Origin of the sequence: Ochrobactrum sp. AP1BH01-1 (genome assembly GCF_018066705.1) — a bacterium.
In the GTDB taxonomy this organism is placed as follows: Bacteria; Pseudomonadota; Alphaproteobacteria; order Rhizobiales; family Rhizobiaceae; genus Brucella.
Window position 1 is genome coordinate 466951 of the sequence record NZ_JAGPOU010000003.1, and the last position, 13384, is coordinate 480334.

A 13384-nucleotide genomic window follows, 5' to 3' on the forward strand; every position below is an offset into this window, starting at 1 on the left:
CGGAACCTCAATGTCTGGCCGTCAATTTGGCTATTTTTCGCGGGTCCGTCTTCGCTTCCAGAATTGGAAAAGCCGCCAGCAAGGCTGACGGCTTCCCGATGTTCGAAACGGCTTACTGCTGCGCAGGCGTATCGTCCGGAACCGGCGCTTCTTCCTGCTCACCCGAAGCGGGAGCAGTCTGTTGAGATTTGAATCGATCTACCACCGCGCCCGGATCATTGGGCATGAGGGAAGCAAGTTTCTCCGCAATTCCCATGATTTCTACACCAAAGGAATCGAGCATTGGCTTCGACTTCGCGTTTGTTATCCAAGTAGGCTGGTTGCTTGGCACGAGCCAGTTCACAATCAACATGGACACGACCACGATAAGAACGCCGCGCGCGGCCCCGAAGAGGAAGCCGAGCGTTCGGTCGAGCGCACCGATACGGCTATCGATGATGAAGTCGGCGATCTTCATGGTAATTAGCGAAACGACAATCAATACGACAAGGAATACAGCAGCCATCGCTGCTATCATCGCAATGGTCTCATTGCTGATGTAGGGCTTCAAAAAAGGCAGTACCGGCTTATAAAAAAGTACCGCTGCAGCGGCAGCTGCAGCCCATGATACCAGCGACAGCACTTCGCGGGAGAACCCGCGAACCATCGCCAGAACGGCTGAAACCAGCGTTATCCCGAGTAGAATTCCATCAAGCATGGTTATCGGCATTCTGGCCTGTCCTCAGTTATTTTGCGCAATCATTTCAGTGCGCAGGGCAGTCAAAGATGCTGGAGCTTATCACCGGAAGGTTGACAGATTCTTCCAGTGAGCAATTTCCAGATTTATTGCTTCTTTCCGGAGCCCGAAGCCGCGATGCGTGCCACCAGATCGGGCAGAGCCGAAGTTTCCATCAAACGGAAGCTGCGATCTTTCCAGAGTTCGCCACTGCCGCCGGGCACTTCTGCCTGCCGGAAGCCGAGTTTCTCCGCTTCCTTGAGCCTCTGTACCGCATGCGTTACCGCACGAACAGCACCGGAAAGGCTGATTTCGCCGAAATAAACACAATCTGGCGGAAGGGCAATACCGGCCATGGATGAAACCAGTGCGGCAGCCACAGCTATATCGGCAGCAGGCTCGCTGATGCGATAACCGCCTGCAACATTCAGATAGACATCGTGCTGGCCGAAACGAACGCCGCAATGCGATTCGAGAACGGCGAGGATCATCGCAAGCCGTCCGCCGTCCCAGCCGACCACCGCACGACGCGGCGTGCCGAGCGAGGAGGGCGCGACGAGCGCCTGTATTTCTACCAGAACAGGGCGCGTGCCTTCCATGCCGGCGAAGACGGCGGCGCCGGGAGCCTTGGCATTGCGCTCACCAAGGAAAAGCTCGGACGGATTTGAAACCTCGCGCAGGCCGCCGTCGGACATTTCGAAGACGCCGATCTCGTCAGTCGGACCGAAACGGTTCTTCACGGTACGCAGGATGCGATAATGGTGTCCGCCTTCGCCCTCGAAATAGAGAACGCCGTCAACCATGTGTTCGACCACGCGGGGGCCAGCAATCTGACCTTCCTTGGTGACATGGCCGACAAGCACCACAGCGGCGCCGGTCTGCTTGGCATAGCGGATCAACGCCTGCGCGGAAGATCGAACCTGTGTCACGGTTCCCGGTGCCGAATCCGCCATATCGGTCCACAGCGTCTGGATCGAATCGATGATGACAAGATCGGGCCGTTTGGCGTCTGAAATAGTGGCGATAATGTCTTCGACATTGGTTTCGGCGGCAAGCTCCACCGCTGACGACGCCACACCCAGGCGCTGCGCGCGCAGCCGGATCTGTGCGACGGCTTCTTCGCCCGAAACATAGACGATGCGATGGCCGCGATTGGAAAGGGCTGCCGCTGCCTGTGTCAAAAGCGTGGATTTGCCGATACCCGGATCGCCGCCGATGAGAAGCGCGGAACCGCGCACGAAACCGCCGCCAGTCACGCGGTCAAGCTCGCTGATGCCGGAAATGATACGAGGCGCATCCTCTATGTCGCCGGAGAGCGAGGTGAGGGCGACGGCGCGCCCCTTGCGCTTGGACAGCATGGCACCGGGGCCGGAGCCGATGCCGCTATTGGTGCCTTCCTCGACAAGCGTGTTCCACTCGCCGCAGGAGTCGCACTTGCCCGCCCAGCGCGAATGAATCGTGCCGCAATTCTGACAGACGAACTGAACGCGCGCCTTGGCCATCAGACGCGCCCTTTAAGATCGGAAAAACTATTCATACTGTTCCGGGAGATAGGAACCTTCGGCCAGATCTGCAAATCGCGTGAACTCAGACTGGAAGGCGAGCTTGACGGTCCCGGTAGGCCCGTGACGCTGTTTGGCGATGATGACATCGGCAGTGCCGCGGACTTTTTCAAAATGCTGTTTCCATTCCTCGTATTTCGGATCGAACTCATCACGTGGCTCGAGATTCTTCACGTAATATTCCTCGCGGAACACGAAGAGCACGACGTCGGCATCCTGCTCGATGGAGCCCGATTCGCGAAGGTCGGAGAGCTGCGGGCGCTTGTCGTCGCGGCTTTCCACCTGACGGGAGAGCTGTGAAAGCGCAATGATGGGAACGTTGAGTTCCTTGCCGAGCGCCTTGAGGCCGGTGGTGATTTCGGTGATTTCCTGCACGCGGTTCTGTGCAGAGGCTTTCGATGAGCCGGTCATCAGCTGTACGTAGTCGATGACGAGAACGTCGAGGCCGCGCTGGCGCTTGAGGCGACGGGCACGAGCGGCGAGCTGCGCAATGGAGATACCACCGGTCTGGTCGATATAGAGCGGGATTTTCTGCATAACCTGCGAGCAGGCGACGAGCTTCTCAAAGTCGGTCTCGGTGATGTCACCGCGGCGAATTTTTGACGAGGAAACTTCCGTCTGCTCGGAAATGATACGGGTTGCGAGCTGTTCCGCCGACATTTCGAGCGAGAAGAACCCGACGACGCCGCCATTGACCGCCTTCATCGATCCATCGGCCTGCTGTTCGCCTTCATAGGCGTTGGCGATGTTGAAGGCGATATTGGTGGCAAGCGAGGTCTTGCCCATACCGGGACGGCCGGCAAGGATGATCAAGTCGGAAGGCTGCAAGCCACCCATCTTGGCATCCAGCGAATGGATGCCGGTCGAAATGCCGGAAAGATGGCCATCGCGCATGAAAGCCGCATTGGCCATGTCCACGGCGGTGGTGACGGCATCCTTGAATGGCAGGAAGCCGCCATCGTAACGGCCGGTTTCAGCCAGCTCGAACAGGCGGCGTTCGGCATCCTCAATCTGTTCCTGCGGCGCCATGTCGACAGGCGCGTCATAGGCAACATTCACCATGTCTTCGCCGATGCCGATCAAAGCGCGACGTGTCGCAAGATCGTAGATGGCACGGCCGTAATCTTCGGCGTTGATGATGGTGACGGCTTCGGTAGCGAGGCGTGTCACATACTGGAAGATGGTGAGATCGCCCACCTTGCCTTCGGTGGGCAGGAAGGTCTTCATCGTCACCGGATTGGCCATCTTGCCGACGCGGATGAGGTCGGTGGTGATCTCGTAGATGCGGCGATGCAGCGGCTCGAAGAAATGGGTAGGCTTGAGGAAGTCCGATACCCGGTAAAACGCATCGTTATTGATCAGAATGGCGCCGAGTAGCGCCTGTTCCGCCTCAATATTGTGGGGTGCTTCGCGATAGAGCGCGTCTTTCTGCTCTCGCGCGTCGTCGAGTTTGCGTACCGCCGCTTCCGCCATGATTCCAATTCCTGTCCCTGATGCAACCAGCTAGCCCTCAAGCGATGCCAAACGCAACGAGGCTTCGGATGATTCCTGCTGGAAGAGAAAAGCTATACCATGATTCACACTGATCCACAGTTCAGGCGTCGCCTTTTTGCACTTCCTGTTGACGGAGATTGTGGTGAGCGATCGGCGATACTAATCTTCTCCCGACCCGATAATCTATGACCTGTGCGGGCACTATCGCAAAGCCCGGCTTACATTCACGAGGAATATTCATGCGACACCGCACCATTGCAGCCTGGCTTCTGACAGCGCTGGCGCTCTTTTCTTCACCAGCCGTTTCGCTGGCCGCGTCGGAACCGATCGAGGTCAAAGTGTTCATCGCCGCCATGTTCGAGATCGGGCAGAATAGCGGCGATCGTGCCGGTGAGTTTCAACAGTGGTATGAGCATTATTGGAAGGATGCCAAACCCATTGAGGTGAAGGGCGCCTTGAAGCCCGTCTATTGCAACGAAAATGGCGTCTGCGGCTCCGTTCTCGGTATGGGGAAGGTGAACTCCTCAGCCAGTATGCAGGCTATTTTGCTCGACCCCGCTTTCGACTTTTCCAAAGCCTACTACATCCTCTCGGGTGTCGCCGGAACACCGCCTTCTCGCGGCACGATCGGCGACGTGAGCTGGGCCACGTGGCTCGTCGATTACGATCTGGGCCATCGTTGGGCGCCGGAGGAAGGCAAGCCCGGTGAGCCGGTATTCATGCCGCGGAAGGGCTATGAGGAATATCGCGTTTTCAAGCTCAATCCTGAACTGGTCGCCGCAGCGGTTCGTCTGGGCTCCGCTGTGGAACTTCGCGATTCGCCGGAGGCCCAGGCTTATCGCAAGCGCTATCCGGACGCGGCCGCACAAGCCAAGCCAGCCTTGAAGACGGGCACGCATATGACCGGAGATACATTCTTCCACGGTCCGGGACTGTCGAAAGAGGCTCAGTATATTGCCAAGCTCTACGGGGCCGACGACTATCTCGCCACCGAGATGGAAGCTGCGGCGCTTGCGCTCGTTATCAAGCGTCAGCATGGCACAGACCGTGTCCTCAGCCTGCGCGGCTCCGTGAACTTCGATCAGGGAAATCCCAATGAAACCACGCTGCAGCATCTGGATCCGGCGCCAGGGGAAACGGCTGGCGGGTTCGCTGAAACGGTCGAGAACATTTATCTTGTCGGTGCTCCGGTCGTGAGCGACATCGTTACCCATTGGGACAAGTGGAAGGATGGCGTCCCCAAGTCGCAATAAGATCAGAATAAGCGGGCTGCTCCATCGGAGCAGCCCGCTTATTCAAGGCAAACGGCTTTATCTCAAGCGTTCATGCTTTTCTTGACTGCCCGCACCTCGCTATTGGCCCCTTTTGGTGCACTGTCGAGACGTTTGAGACGCTTTTCCTCGGCCTCGATATAGTTGCGGGTAAGCGGAACGGATTCCTGCTTGTGGGCGATCTGGATGTGGAACACCATCATGTTCTGCCAGCGGAACGCGCTTTCCGATGCGGCCAGATAAAATTCCCACATGCGGCAGAAGCGTTCGTCATAAAGCGCCTTGGCCTTGTCGCGGTTGGCCATAAATGCTTGGCGCCACGCTTTCAGCGTTTCCGCATAATGCAGCCGCAGGATTTCTATGTCGGTGACATAAAGTCCGGCCTTTTCGATATGCGGCAGCACTTCCGACAGGGCCGGGATGTAGCCGCCCGGGAAGATATACTTGCGGATGAACGGATTGGTTGCGCCCGGCCCGTCGGACCGGCCGATGGCATGGAGCAGGAAAACGCCGTCCGGCTTCATCAGTCGCGCCACATGCTGGAAATATTCCGCAAAATGGCCGACGCCGACATGCTCGAACATGCCGACCGAAACCAGCCGGTCGAACTTGTCGTCGATATTGCGGTAATCCGTCAGCTCGAACTTGGCGCGATCCGAAAGCCCCTCGTCGGCGGCGCGCTGGTTGGCGATAGCGTGCTGCTCTTCGGATAAGGTTACGCCGGTGACATTGGCCTTGAGGTGGCGGGCAAGATAAAGCCCCATGCCCCCCCAGCCGCAGCCGATATCGAGCACCTTGTCACCTTCCTTCACCAGCATCTTGGCGGCGATGTGGCGTTTCTTGGCAAGCTGTGCCTCGGCAAGTGTGGCGTTCGGCGGATCGAAATAGGCGCAGGAATACTGCTTGTCGGGATCGAGAAACAGGTCGTAAAGCTCGCCAGAGAGATCATAATGACTTTTGATATTGCTCGATGACCGCGAAATCGTGTTCATCTGCTGGAAGCGGCGGAACAAAATGCGCAGCTTTGCCAGCGCCTTCATCCACGGTTCTGTCGCAGCTGTCGGTCCGGTGTTTTCGAATACGATCTGAAGCAGCGTGTAGATATCCCCGTCCAGAAAATCGATCTCGCCGTCCATGAAACATTCGGCGAGTTTCAATTCGGGGTCGAGCGCTACGGCGCGCTCGGCGTGTTTTGTCTTGAAGTGTATATGAACCGGCACTCCGGTCTTGTCGCCATACCGCGAACGCGCACCACTAGAATCGGTGACGGTCAGGTCTCCGGTTTTAATCATATGCGAAAGAACAGTACGCATCATTCCATACATCGGCCCCATCTCCTCTCCAGGATCGAAGCGAGTGCACGTCCATGCGTTTGCATGGCAGGCGGCGGTGCATGACATCAGAGCCGCTCTGTCATCAGATTTCAGGCAATATCCCACTCGGTCAATCGGCCTTGGGAGCGCCCGAGCAACGCAGACGTTTCCGTCGGCACCCTCTGCAATCCAATACTAATGAACAGAATAGGGAGTTTTATCGATCTGAAAAGAGAAAATGCCCGGCGGAGGCCGCCGGGCACGATCATATAAAGTTTACCACGATGGGAATGAGCGCCGGTTGGCCGGGCATTCCCACGGATAATAGGTGGCTAATTAAGCCTGATCTTCAGCTTTGTCTTCGTCGTCGAAAACTTCTTCCGACAGAGGCTGTTCTTCGATGCCGTAGATGGCTTCGATCGAGGTCAGGTCTTCACCCTTTGCCTGGCGTTCGGCTTCTTCGGTCGAACGGGCGATGTTGACGGTGACCTGAACCTGAACTTCCGGATGCAGCGAAATCGAGACTTCGTGCAGGCCGATCGTCTTGATCGGGTGGTTCAGTTCAACCTGGTTGCGGTGCAGGGTGAAGCCGTTGGCGGAAATGATTTCGGCGATGTCACGGGTCGAAACGGAACCGTAGAGCTGGCCGGTTTCACCAGCCGAACGCACGACGATGAAGCTTTCGCCATTGAGCTTTTCAGCAACGGCGCTGGCTTCGTTCTTGCGTTCCAGGTTCTGGGCTTCGAGCTGGGCGCGCTGGCCTTCGAACTTCTTCTTGTTGGCTTCGTTGGCACGAAGAGCCTTGCCCTGCGGGAGCAGGAAGTTACGGGCATAGCCGTCCTTGACCTTGACGGTTTCGCCCATCTGGCCGAGGCGGCCAATGCGTTCCAGAAGAATGACTTCCATTGGAGTTTCCTTTCAAGTTTCTGATTTGGTTATTGACTGTCGGTGCCCGGCATTTTCGAAACCGGCGCGCCGCGCGAAGTGTCGAAAAGTCCAAGAACCATGAAGATGAAAAGCAGGAATGCGAAGAGTATGATCGCAAAGTAGGCGAGCCAGAGCGCCACCGGGCGCCAAACCTTGCCGCGTGTGCGGAAATGCATGATGGCAAGGCCTGACATCATGAAGCCTGCGCTGAGAGCGCCAGCCACGACGGTTGCGATCAATCCGGCGCCGCCGGGAAGAAAGGCAACCGCAAGAGCGACCGCGAAGACAAGCAGGGCCGGGCGTGGCATACGCAGCGTCGCGGGCCAGTCGTCGCGCGGACGGCGCAGGCGACCCGACATCGAGATCAGGCGCTGTGCCAGATAAAGATTGCCTACCAGTATAGCGAGGCAGGTTGCCGGCTGGATTGCGGGCAAGGCGACCATCAGCAGCGAGGTCACATTGTCGCGAATGTCGTCGCTGGCTGTGAACTGGGGGTCGGCTTCTGCAACTCGCTCGATAAGCGTAGTTGCGAGTTCACGCGCCATGTCCGGGCCGAAACCGAGAATTGCGCCAATGACGATGAAGCTGAGCGTCACCATCAGGGCCAGTCGGAAGACGATGTCCGACAGCGGGTACCAGACCAGTATATCCTTCGGTCCGCCGAGTTCTTCGGCTGGCCGCGCGAGGCCGGAAAGATAAGCGCCTGTCGCTGCAGGAACGAAGCTCGTCAACGCCATCAGGAGGGCTGCAAGCGGGACGGCGACAACGCCGACGGCAACCGTGGCTGTGGCAGCGGCAATGATGCCGGCGCTTGAACCCCAGCCAAGGGCGACAACGAAGATTGGAAGCGGTGTCAGGAAATAGAGAACCATGGCCATAGCGGCCATCGCGCCATCCTGGACGATGACGCCGGACGACATCAAGGCCGAGGCAAGCCCCGCCAATATGCCGATACCTATAATGGTTCCATTGAATTTCATCAGTTTCGCTGTCCTGCTCCGGTCTTGCCGGTTCGTGCAGTTAGAGGACTCTGCCCCAACTTGGGTTTTTGGTACGTCCGCTACGCCCATCGCAACGGAGAATACGGGAGGTAGCGAACCACCTCCCGAATTTTAGTTCTTACTTCACAACGTAAGGCAGCAGGCCGAGGAAACGGGCGCGCTTGATCGCCTTGGCGAGTTCACGCTGCTTCTTCTGGCTGACAGCCGTAATACGGGAAGGAACGATCTTGCCGCGTTCGGAAATGTAACGCTGCAGAAGCTTGATGTCCTTGTAGTCGATCTTCGGCGCGTTTGCGCCGGAGAACGGGCACGTCTTGCGACGGCGATGGAAAGGACGGCGGGTCGGGATCTGATTGATATCAACCATGATTATGCTCCTTCACCAGCTTCGTTGTCGCGCGGACGGCGCGGACCGCGATCACCACGGTCGCCGCGATCACCACGATCGAAACCGCCTTCACGGCGGCGCGGACGATCATCACCATCGCGTTCGCGACGGTCGTCACGGCGGGTGAGCATGGCCGACTGGCCTTCTTCGTGTTCTTCAACGCGAACGGTGAGGAAACGAAGAACGTCTTCGTTGATGCGCATCTGGCGTTCCATTTCGGCAACGGCTGCAGCCGGAGCGTCAATGTTTACGAGCGTGTAATACGCCTTGCGATTCTTCTTGATACGGTAGGTGAGGGGACGCAGACCCCAGCTTTCGACCTTACCGACCTTGCCGCCATTAGCTTCGAGGACACCCTTGTACTGTTCGACGAGAGCGTCGACCTGCTGCTGGGAAATGTCCTGGCGGGCAAGAAGCACATGTTCATAAAGAGCCATTGGCTTTGCCTTTCTTCGTTATATCACGCCGACACCAGCGGCTAAGCCCCTGCGACTTCTCTTTTGCCGGAAACCGGTGAAGAAAGGACGCGTATTTGAGACGGTCGAGAGCGGAGACACGGGAGGCAGAAGCGCTTATGACTTCCAACGTATTTCTAACTGAATAACTAGTTAACGACACGGCCCTCCGTTCAGCCCCCAGCTGGTGCCAAACAATGAACGGGCGGCTATTACGTGTTTTTCCCCTTGTTTGCAAGCGCGATATCCCCGAAAAACCGACAAATGCTTGACTTTTCGCCCAAGGCTAAGGCACATCGCGCCAAATTGTGCATTTCATTGCAGGTATGGCGGTGAAAATGGATACCGGTTTCACCATTATCATATGCATAGAACCAGAACGAGGCATCAATGGCGGTAGCATTTACCTTTCCCGGACAGGGCAGCCAGGCGGTAGGCATGGGCAAGGCCCTGGCCGAACAGTTCGCGGAAGCCCGCGCCGTCTTTGACGAAGTGGACGCAGCGCTCGGCGAAAAGCTGTCCGCCACCATGTTCGAAGGCCCGGAAGACGTTCTGACGCTCACTGCCAATGCGCAGCCTGCGCTGATGGCCGTGTCGATGGCCGTCCTGCGCGTCATGGAGGCGCGCGGCTTCTCGTTGAAGGACAAGGTTTCCTACGTTGCCGGACATTCGCTGGGCGAATATTCGGCCCTTTGTGCTGCCGGCACGTTCTCGCTTGCCGATACGGCACGACTCCTGCGCATTCGCGGCAACGCTATGCAGAAAGCCGTTCCGGTGGGTGAAGGGGCGATGGCTGCAATCATCGGCCTTGAGCATGGCGATGTGGAAGCGGTCTGCGCGGAAGCAAGGGCTTCCGGTGCGGTCCAGGTCGCCAATGACAATGGCGGCGGTCAGCTGGTGATTTCCGGCTCGAAGGCGGCGGTTGAGCTGGCGGCGAAGCTTGCTTCGGAAAAGGGCGCCAAGCGCGCGATCATGCTGCCGGTTTCCGCTCCCTTCCATTCGACCTTGATGGCTCCTGCCGCCGATGCAATGCGCGAAGCGCTTGCCTCTGTCGAAAAGCACAGCCCGGTGGTGCCGCTCATCGCCAATGTGCGCGCAGCGCCCGTGACGGACGCTAATGAAATCACCGATCTGCTGGTCGAGCAGGTGACGGGTCAGGTGCGCTGGCGCGAAACCGTGGAATGGTTTGCGGCCAATGGCGTGACTTCGCTTTATGAAGTAGGTTCGGGCAAGGTTCTGACCGGTCTGGCGCGGCGCATCTCCAAGGATGTGTCGGGCGCATCCGTCGGTTCGGCCGAAGAAATCGAAGCTGCGCTTGCAGCGCTGGCATAAAAGCTCATTAGCTAAAAGGATCCGATATGTTTGATCTGACTGGCCGCAAGGCTCTCGTAACCGGTGCGACCGGCGGTCTGGGTGAAGCGATTGCCCGCGCACTTCATGCACAGGGCGCCAATGTCGGCCTGCACGGCACGCGCGAAGAAAAGCTGAAGGAACTGGCTGCCGAACTCGGCGACCGTACTTTCATCTTCCCGGCCAACCTGTCGGACCGTGAAGCCGTCAAGGCGCTCGGCCAGAAGGCGGAAGAGGAAATGGGCGGCGTCGATATTCTGGTCAACAATGCCGGCATCACCCGCGACGGCCTGTTTGTGCGCATGAGCGACGAAGACTGGGATGCCGTTCTCAACGTCAATCTCACCTCGGTTTTCAACCTCACGCGTGAGTTGACCCATCCGATGATGCGCCGCCGCAATGGCCGTATCATCAATATCACCTCCATCGTGGGCGTGACCGGCAATCCGGGGCAGGCGAATTACTGCGCTTCCAAGGCGGGGCTGATCGGCTTTTCCAAGTCGCTGGCGCAGGAAATCGCCAGCCGCAATGTGACCGTGAACTGCATCGCTCCGGGCTTCATCGAATCGGCCATGACCGACAAGCTGAACGAAAAGCAGAAGGATGCGATCATGAGCAATATCCCCATGAAGCGCATGGGCGTTGGCGGTGATATTGCTGCGGCGGTGGTCTATCTGGCAAGCGATGAGGCAGCTTATGTGACCGGCCAGACCCTGCACATTAATGGCGGCATGGCCATGATCTAACCCTCCTTCTCCCCTCAATTATGGTATAAAATGCCTTAATACGGGGGGTGGAGAAGGAAAAGGCGCTTTGCCTTGCTCAAGAAGCGTGGTAATGCGCCCATCGAGAATTGCGGCATTCTGAGCAGAAGCGCTGCGATCCTGTTCCGAAAGGAATATCCACAGGATGACTGTCCGGGCGGCATCGCTCGAAACTTGGCAGACATCTTATAACTTGATTACAATCCTGCATGCCGCTAACCAAGGCAGAGCAACAAACACACAGGTCGAGGTTCCGACATGAGCGATACCGCAGAGCGCGTCAAGAAAATCGTTGTTGAACATCTGGGCGTAGATGCCGACAAGGTCACGGAAGGCGCAAGCTTCATCGATGACCTCGGCGCAGACAGCCTCGACACGGTCGAGCTGGTCATGGCTTTCGAAGAAGAATTCGGCGTTGAAATTCCTGACGACGCTGCCGAAACGATCCTCACGGTCGGCGACGCTGTGAAGTTCATCGACAAGGCTTCCGCCTAATTTGAACTTGAGCATTGGGCTGGGGTTCTCGCGAATCCCGGCCCTGCTTGTCTTTGGTCGTGCCTTTCGTCTTCACGATCGGGACGCACATGAATGAAGGCCCTTCAACGGCCTGCATCTGCCGGAACGCTGATCGGACAATCCGTTCAATGTGGCAGGCTCCGGTTTTAACAATTGGAGCATCATCCCTTCCAGTCAGGCCCGGACATATGTTCTGCCGGTTAAAGCCTGCGGGGCGCGGTGCTCGGGACATAACAGAGTTTTAAGGGGTGGATATGAGGCGTGTCGTCATCACCGGTCTTGGTCTGGTGTCGCCGCTTGCCAGCGGTGTCGAAGAGACCTGGAAGCGTCTTATTGCCGGTGAAAGCGGTGCTCGCCGCATCACGGAATTTGAAGTTGACGATCTGGCCTGCCAGATTGCCTGCCGCGTTCCCGTCGGTGACGGCACCAATGGCACATTCAACGCCGACCTCCATATGGAGCCCAAGGAACAGCGCAAGGTTGATCCTTTCATCGTTTACGCCGTCGGCGCTGCCGATCAGGCGCTGGACGATGCCGACTGGCATCCCGAAAGCGACGAAGATCAAATTCGCACCGGCGTTCTGATCGGTTCGGGCATCGGCGGTATCGAGGGCATTGTCGAGGCAGGCTATACGCTACGCGACAAGGGCCCACGCCGCATCTCTCCCTTCTTCATTCCGGGTCGCCTGATCAATCTGGCTTCCGGACATGTGTCGATCAAGCACAAGTTGCGCGGTCCGAACCATGCGGTCGTCACCGCCTGCTCGACCGGCGCACACGCCATTGGCGATGCTGCCCGCCTGATCGCTTTCGGCGACGCGGATGTGATGGTCGCGGGTGGTACGGAATCCCCGGTCAGCCGCATTTCGCTTGCAGGTTTTGCCGCCTGCAAGGCGCTCTCCACGAAGCGCAATGATGACCCGACCGCAGCATCCCGTCCATATGATGAAGACCGCGACGGCTTTGTCATGGGCGAAGGCGCGGGCGTCGTGGTTCTTGAGGAACTCGAACACGCATTGGCGCGTGGCGCGAAGATCTATGCCGAAGTCATCGGTTATGGTCTTTCCGGCGATGCCTATCACATCACCGCTCCAAGTGAGAACGGCGAGGGCGCCCAGCGCTGCATGGAAATGGCCATCAAGCGCGCCGGCATCACGCCGGAACAGATCGACTACATCAATGCGCATGGCACATCGACCATGGCTGACACCATCGAACTGGGCGCTGTCGAGCGCGTGGTCGGCGATGCCGCATCGAAGGTTTCCATGTCCTCGACCAAGTCGTCCATCGGTCACCTGCTGGGTGCCGCCGGTGCCGCCGAAGCCATTTTCTCGACGCTTGCCATCCGCGATAACATCGCGCCTGCGACGCTCAATCTCGACAATCCTGCGGTCTCCACGAAGATCGATCTGGTTCCGCACAAGGCCCGTGAACGCAAGATCGATGTGGCCCTGTCGAACTCCTTTGGGTTCGGCGGAACCAACGCTTCGCTGATCCTGCGCCGATATTCCTGATCGGTATCGCTGAAATAAAATCTCGGATTTAAAAAACGCGGGGATTTCTCCGCGTTTTTGCCAAAATATAACCGGATGCGATGTTTAAAATCGTGAACAGCGGTTAGTGTAGTC

13 protein-coding genes are annotated in these 13384 nt (G+C 57.8%); 5 read left to right on the forward strand and 8 right to left on the reverse strand.

The window, feature by feature from the left end; translation table 11 throughout:
- Positions 1-112: 112 nt before the first annotated feature.
- The 3 genes from J9800_RS12865 to J9800_RS12875 form a co-directional block, all read right to left on the reverse strand.
- A complete protein-coding gene (locus J9800_RS12865) occupies positions 113-709 on the reverse strand; it encodes a CvpA family protein (protein ID WP_112590390.1) in 597 nt (198 codons plus the stop codon).
- Between the two features lie 113 nt (positions 710-822).
- Positions 823-2217: a DNA repair protein RadA gene (gene radA / locus J9800_RS12870; RefSeq protein ID WP_112590388.1), complete on the reverse strand. Its 1395-nt coding sequence runs from the start codon at positions 2215-2217 to the stop codon at positions 823-825.
- A gap of 27 nt (positions 2218-2244) precedes the next feature.
- Complete coding sequence (locus J9800_RS12875; RefSeq protein ID WP_112590386.1) at positions 2245-3750, reverse strand: replicative DNA helicase; 1506 nt, start codon at positions 3748-3750, stop codon at positions 2245-2247.
- A 260-nt stretch (positions 3751-4010) separates the two neighbouring features.
- Here J9800_RS12875 and J9800_RS12880 point away from each other — a divergent pair, with 260 nt between their 5' ends.
- Positions 4011-5024, forward strand: a complete 1014-nt coding sequence (locus J9800_RS12880) for a purine-nucleoside phosphorylase (protein WP_112590383.1) — start codon at positions 4011-4013, stop codon at positions 5022-5024.
- 62 nt (positions 5025-5086) lie between these two features.
- On the opposite strand, the gene J9800_RS12885 is transcribed toward J9800_RS12880, so the two are convergent.
- The 5 genes from J9800_RS12885 to rpsF form a co-directional block, all read right to left on the reverse strand.
- Complete coding sequence (locus tag J9800_RS12885) at positions 5087-6367, reverse strand: cyclopropane fatty acid synthase (protein WP_112590381.1); 1281 nt, start codon at positions 6365-6367, stop codon at positions 5087-5089.
- A gap of 324 nt (positions 6368-6691) precedes the next feature.
- Positions 6692-7261 (reverse strand): 50S ribosomal protein L9, encoded by a 570-nt coding sequence (gene rplI, locus J9800_RS12890; protein ID WP_112590378.1) that lies wholly within the window; start codon positions 7259-7261, stop codon positions 6692-6694.
- A 29-nt stretch (positions 7262-7290) separates the two neighbouring features.
- Positions 7291-8262 (reverse strand): DUF2232 domain-containing protein, encoded by a 972-nt coding sequence (locus J9800_RS12895; protein WP_112590375.1) that lies wholly within the window; start codon positions 8260-8262, stop codon positions 7291-7293.
- A 139-nt stretch (positions 8263-8401) separates the two neighbouring features.
- Positions 8402-8650, reverse strand: a complete 249-nt coding sequence (gene rpsR, locus J9800_RS12900; RefSeq protein WP_006466219.1) for a 30S ribosomal protein S18 — start codon at positions 8648-8650, stop codon at positions 8402-8404.
- Between the two features lie 2 nt (positions 8651-8652).
- Entirely contained in the window at positions 8653-9108 is a 456-nt protein-coding gene (gene rpsF, locus J9800_RS12905) for a 30S ribosomal protein S6 (RefSeq protein WP_010658387.1), read from the reverse strand.
- Positions 9109-9516: 408 nt separating this feature from the next.
- On the opposite strand from rpsF, the gene fabD reads away from it, so the two are divergent.
- The 4 genes from fabD to fabF all read left to right on the forward strand — a co-directional run bounded on the left by fabD (position 9517) and on the right by fabF (position 13270).
- A complete protein-coding gene (gene fabD, locus J9800_RS12910; RefSeq protein ID WP_112590373.1) occupies positions 9517-10458 on the forward strand; it encodes an ACP S-malonyltransferase in 942 nt (313 codons plus the stop codon).
- 26 nt (positions 10459-10484) lie between these two features.
- Positions 10485-11222 (forward strand): 3-oxoacyl-[acyl-carrier-protein] reductase, encoded by a 738-nt coding sequence (gene fabG, locus J9800_RS12915; RefSeq protein ID WP_112590370.1) that lies wholly within the window; start codon positions 10485-10487, stop codon positions 11220-11222.
- A gap of 276 nt (positions 11223-11498) precedes the next feature.
- Positions 11499-11735, forward strand: a complete 237-nt coding sequence (locus J9800_RS12920; RefSeq protein ID WP_002963616.1) for an acyl carrier protein — start codon at positions 11499-11501, stop codon at positions 11733-11735.
- Between the two features lie 275 nt (positions 11736-12010).
- Entirely contained in the window at positions 12011-13270 is a 1260-nt protein-coding gene (fabF, locus tag J9800_RS12925) for a beta-ketoacyl-ACP synthase II (protein WP_112590368.1), read from the forward strand.
- Positions 13271-13384: the final 114 nt, after the last annotated feature.

Coding starts and splice junctions, on each gene's coding strand:
- J9800_RS12865 (WP_112590390.1), bottom strand. CDS start 709: ATGCCGATAACCATGCTTGATGGAATTCTACTCGGGATAACGCTGGTT.
- radA (WP_112590388.1), bottom strand. CDS start 2,217: ATGGCCAAGGCGCGCGTTCAGTTCGTCTGTCAGAATTGCGGCACGATT.
- J9800_RS12875 (WP_112590386.1), bottom strand. CDS start 3,750: ATGGCGGAAGCGGCGGTACGCAAACTCGACGACGCGCGAGAGCAGAAA.
- J9800_RS12880 (WP_112590383.1), top strand. CDS start 4,011: ATGCGACACCGCACCATTGCAGCCTGGCTTCTGACAGCGCTGGCGCTC.
- J9800_RS12885 (WP_112590381.1), bottom strand. CDS start 6,367: ATGTATGGAATGATGCGTACTGTTCTTTCGCATATGATTAAAACCGGA.
- rplI (WP_112590378.1), bottom strand. CDS start 7,261: ATGGAAGTCATTCTTCTGGAACGCATTGGCCGCCTCGGCCAGATGGGC.
- J9800_RS12895 (WP_112590375.1), bottom strand. CDS start 8,262: ATGAAATTCAATGGAACCATTATAGGTATCGGCATATTGGCGGGGCTT.
- rpsR (WP_006466219.1), bottom strand. CDS start 8,650: ATGGTTGATATCAATCAGATCCCGACCCGCCGTCCTTTCCATCGCCGT.
- rpsF (WP_010658387.1), bottom strand. CDS start 9,108: ATGGCTCTTTATGAACATGTGCTTCTTGCCCGCCAGGACATTTCCCAG.
- fabD (WP_112590373.1), top strand. CDS start 9,517: ATGGCGGTAGCATTTACCTTTCCCGGACAGGGCAGCCAGGCGGTAGGC.
- fabG (WP_112590370.1), top strand. CDS start 10,485: ATGTTTGATCTGACTGGCCGCAAGGCTCTCGTAACCGGTGCGACCGGC.
- J9800_RS12920 (WP_002963616.1), top strand. CDS start 11,499: ATGAGCGATACCGCAGAGCGCGTCAAGAAAATCGTTGTTGAACATCTG.
- fabF (WP_112590368.1), top strand. CDS start 12,011: ATGAGGCGTGTCGTCATCACCGGTCTTGGTCTGGTGTCGCCGCTTGCC.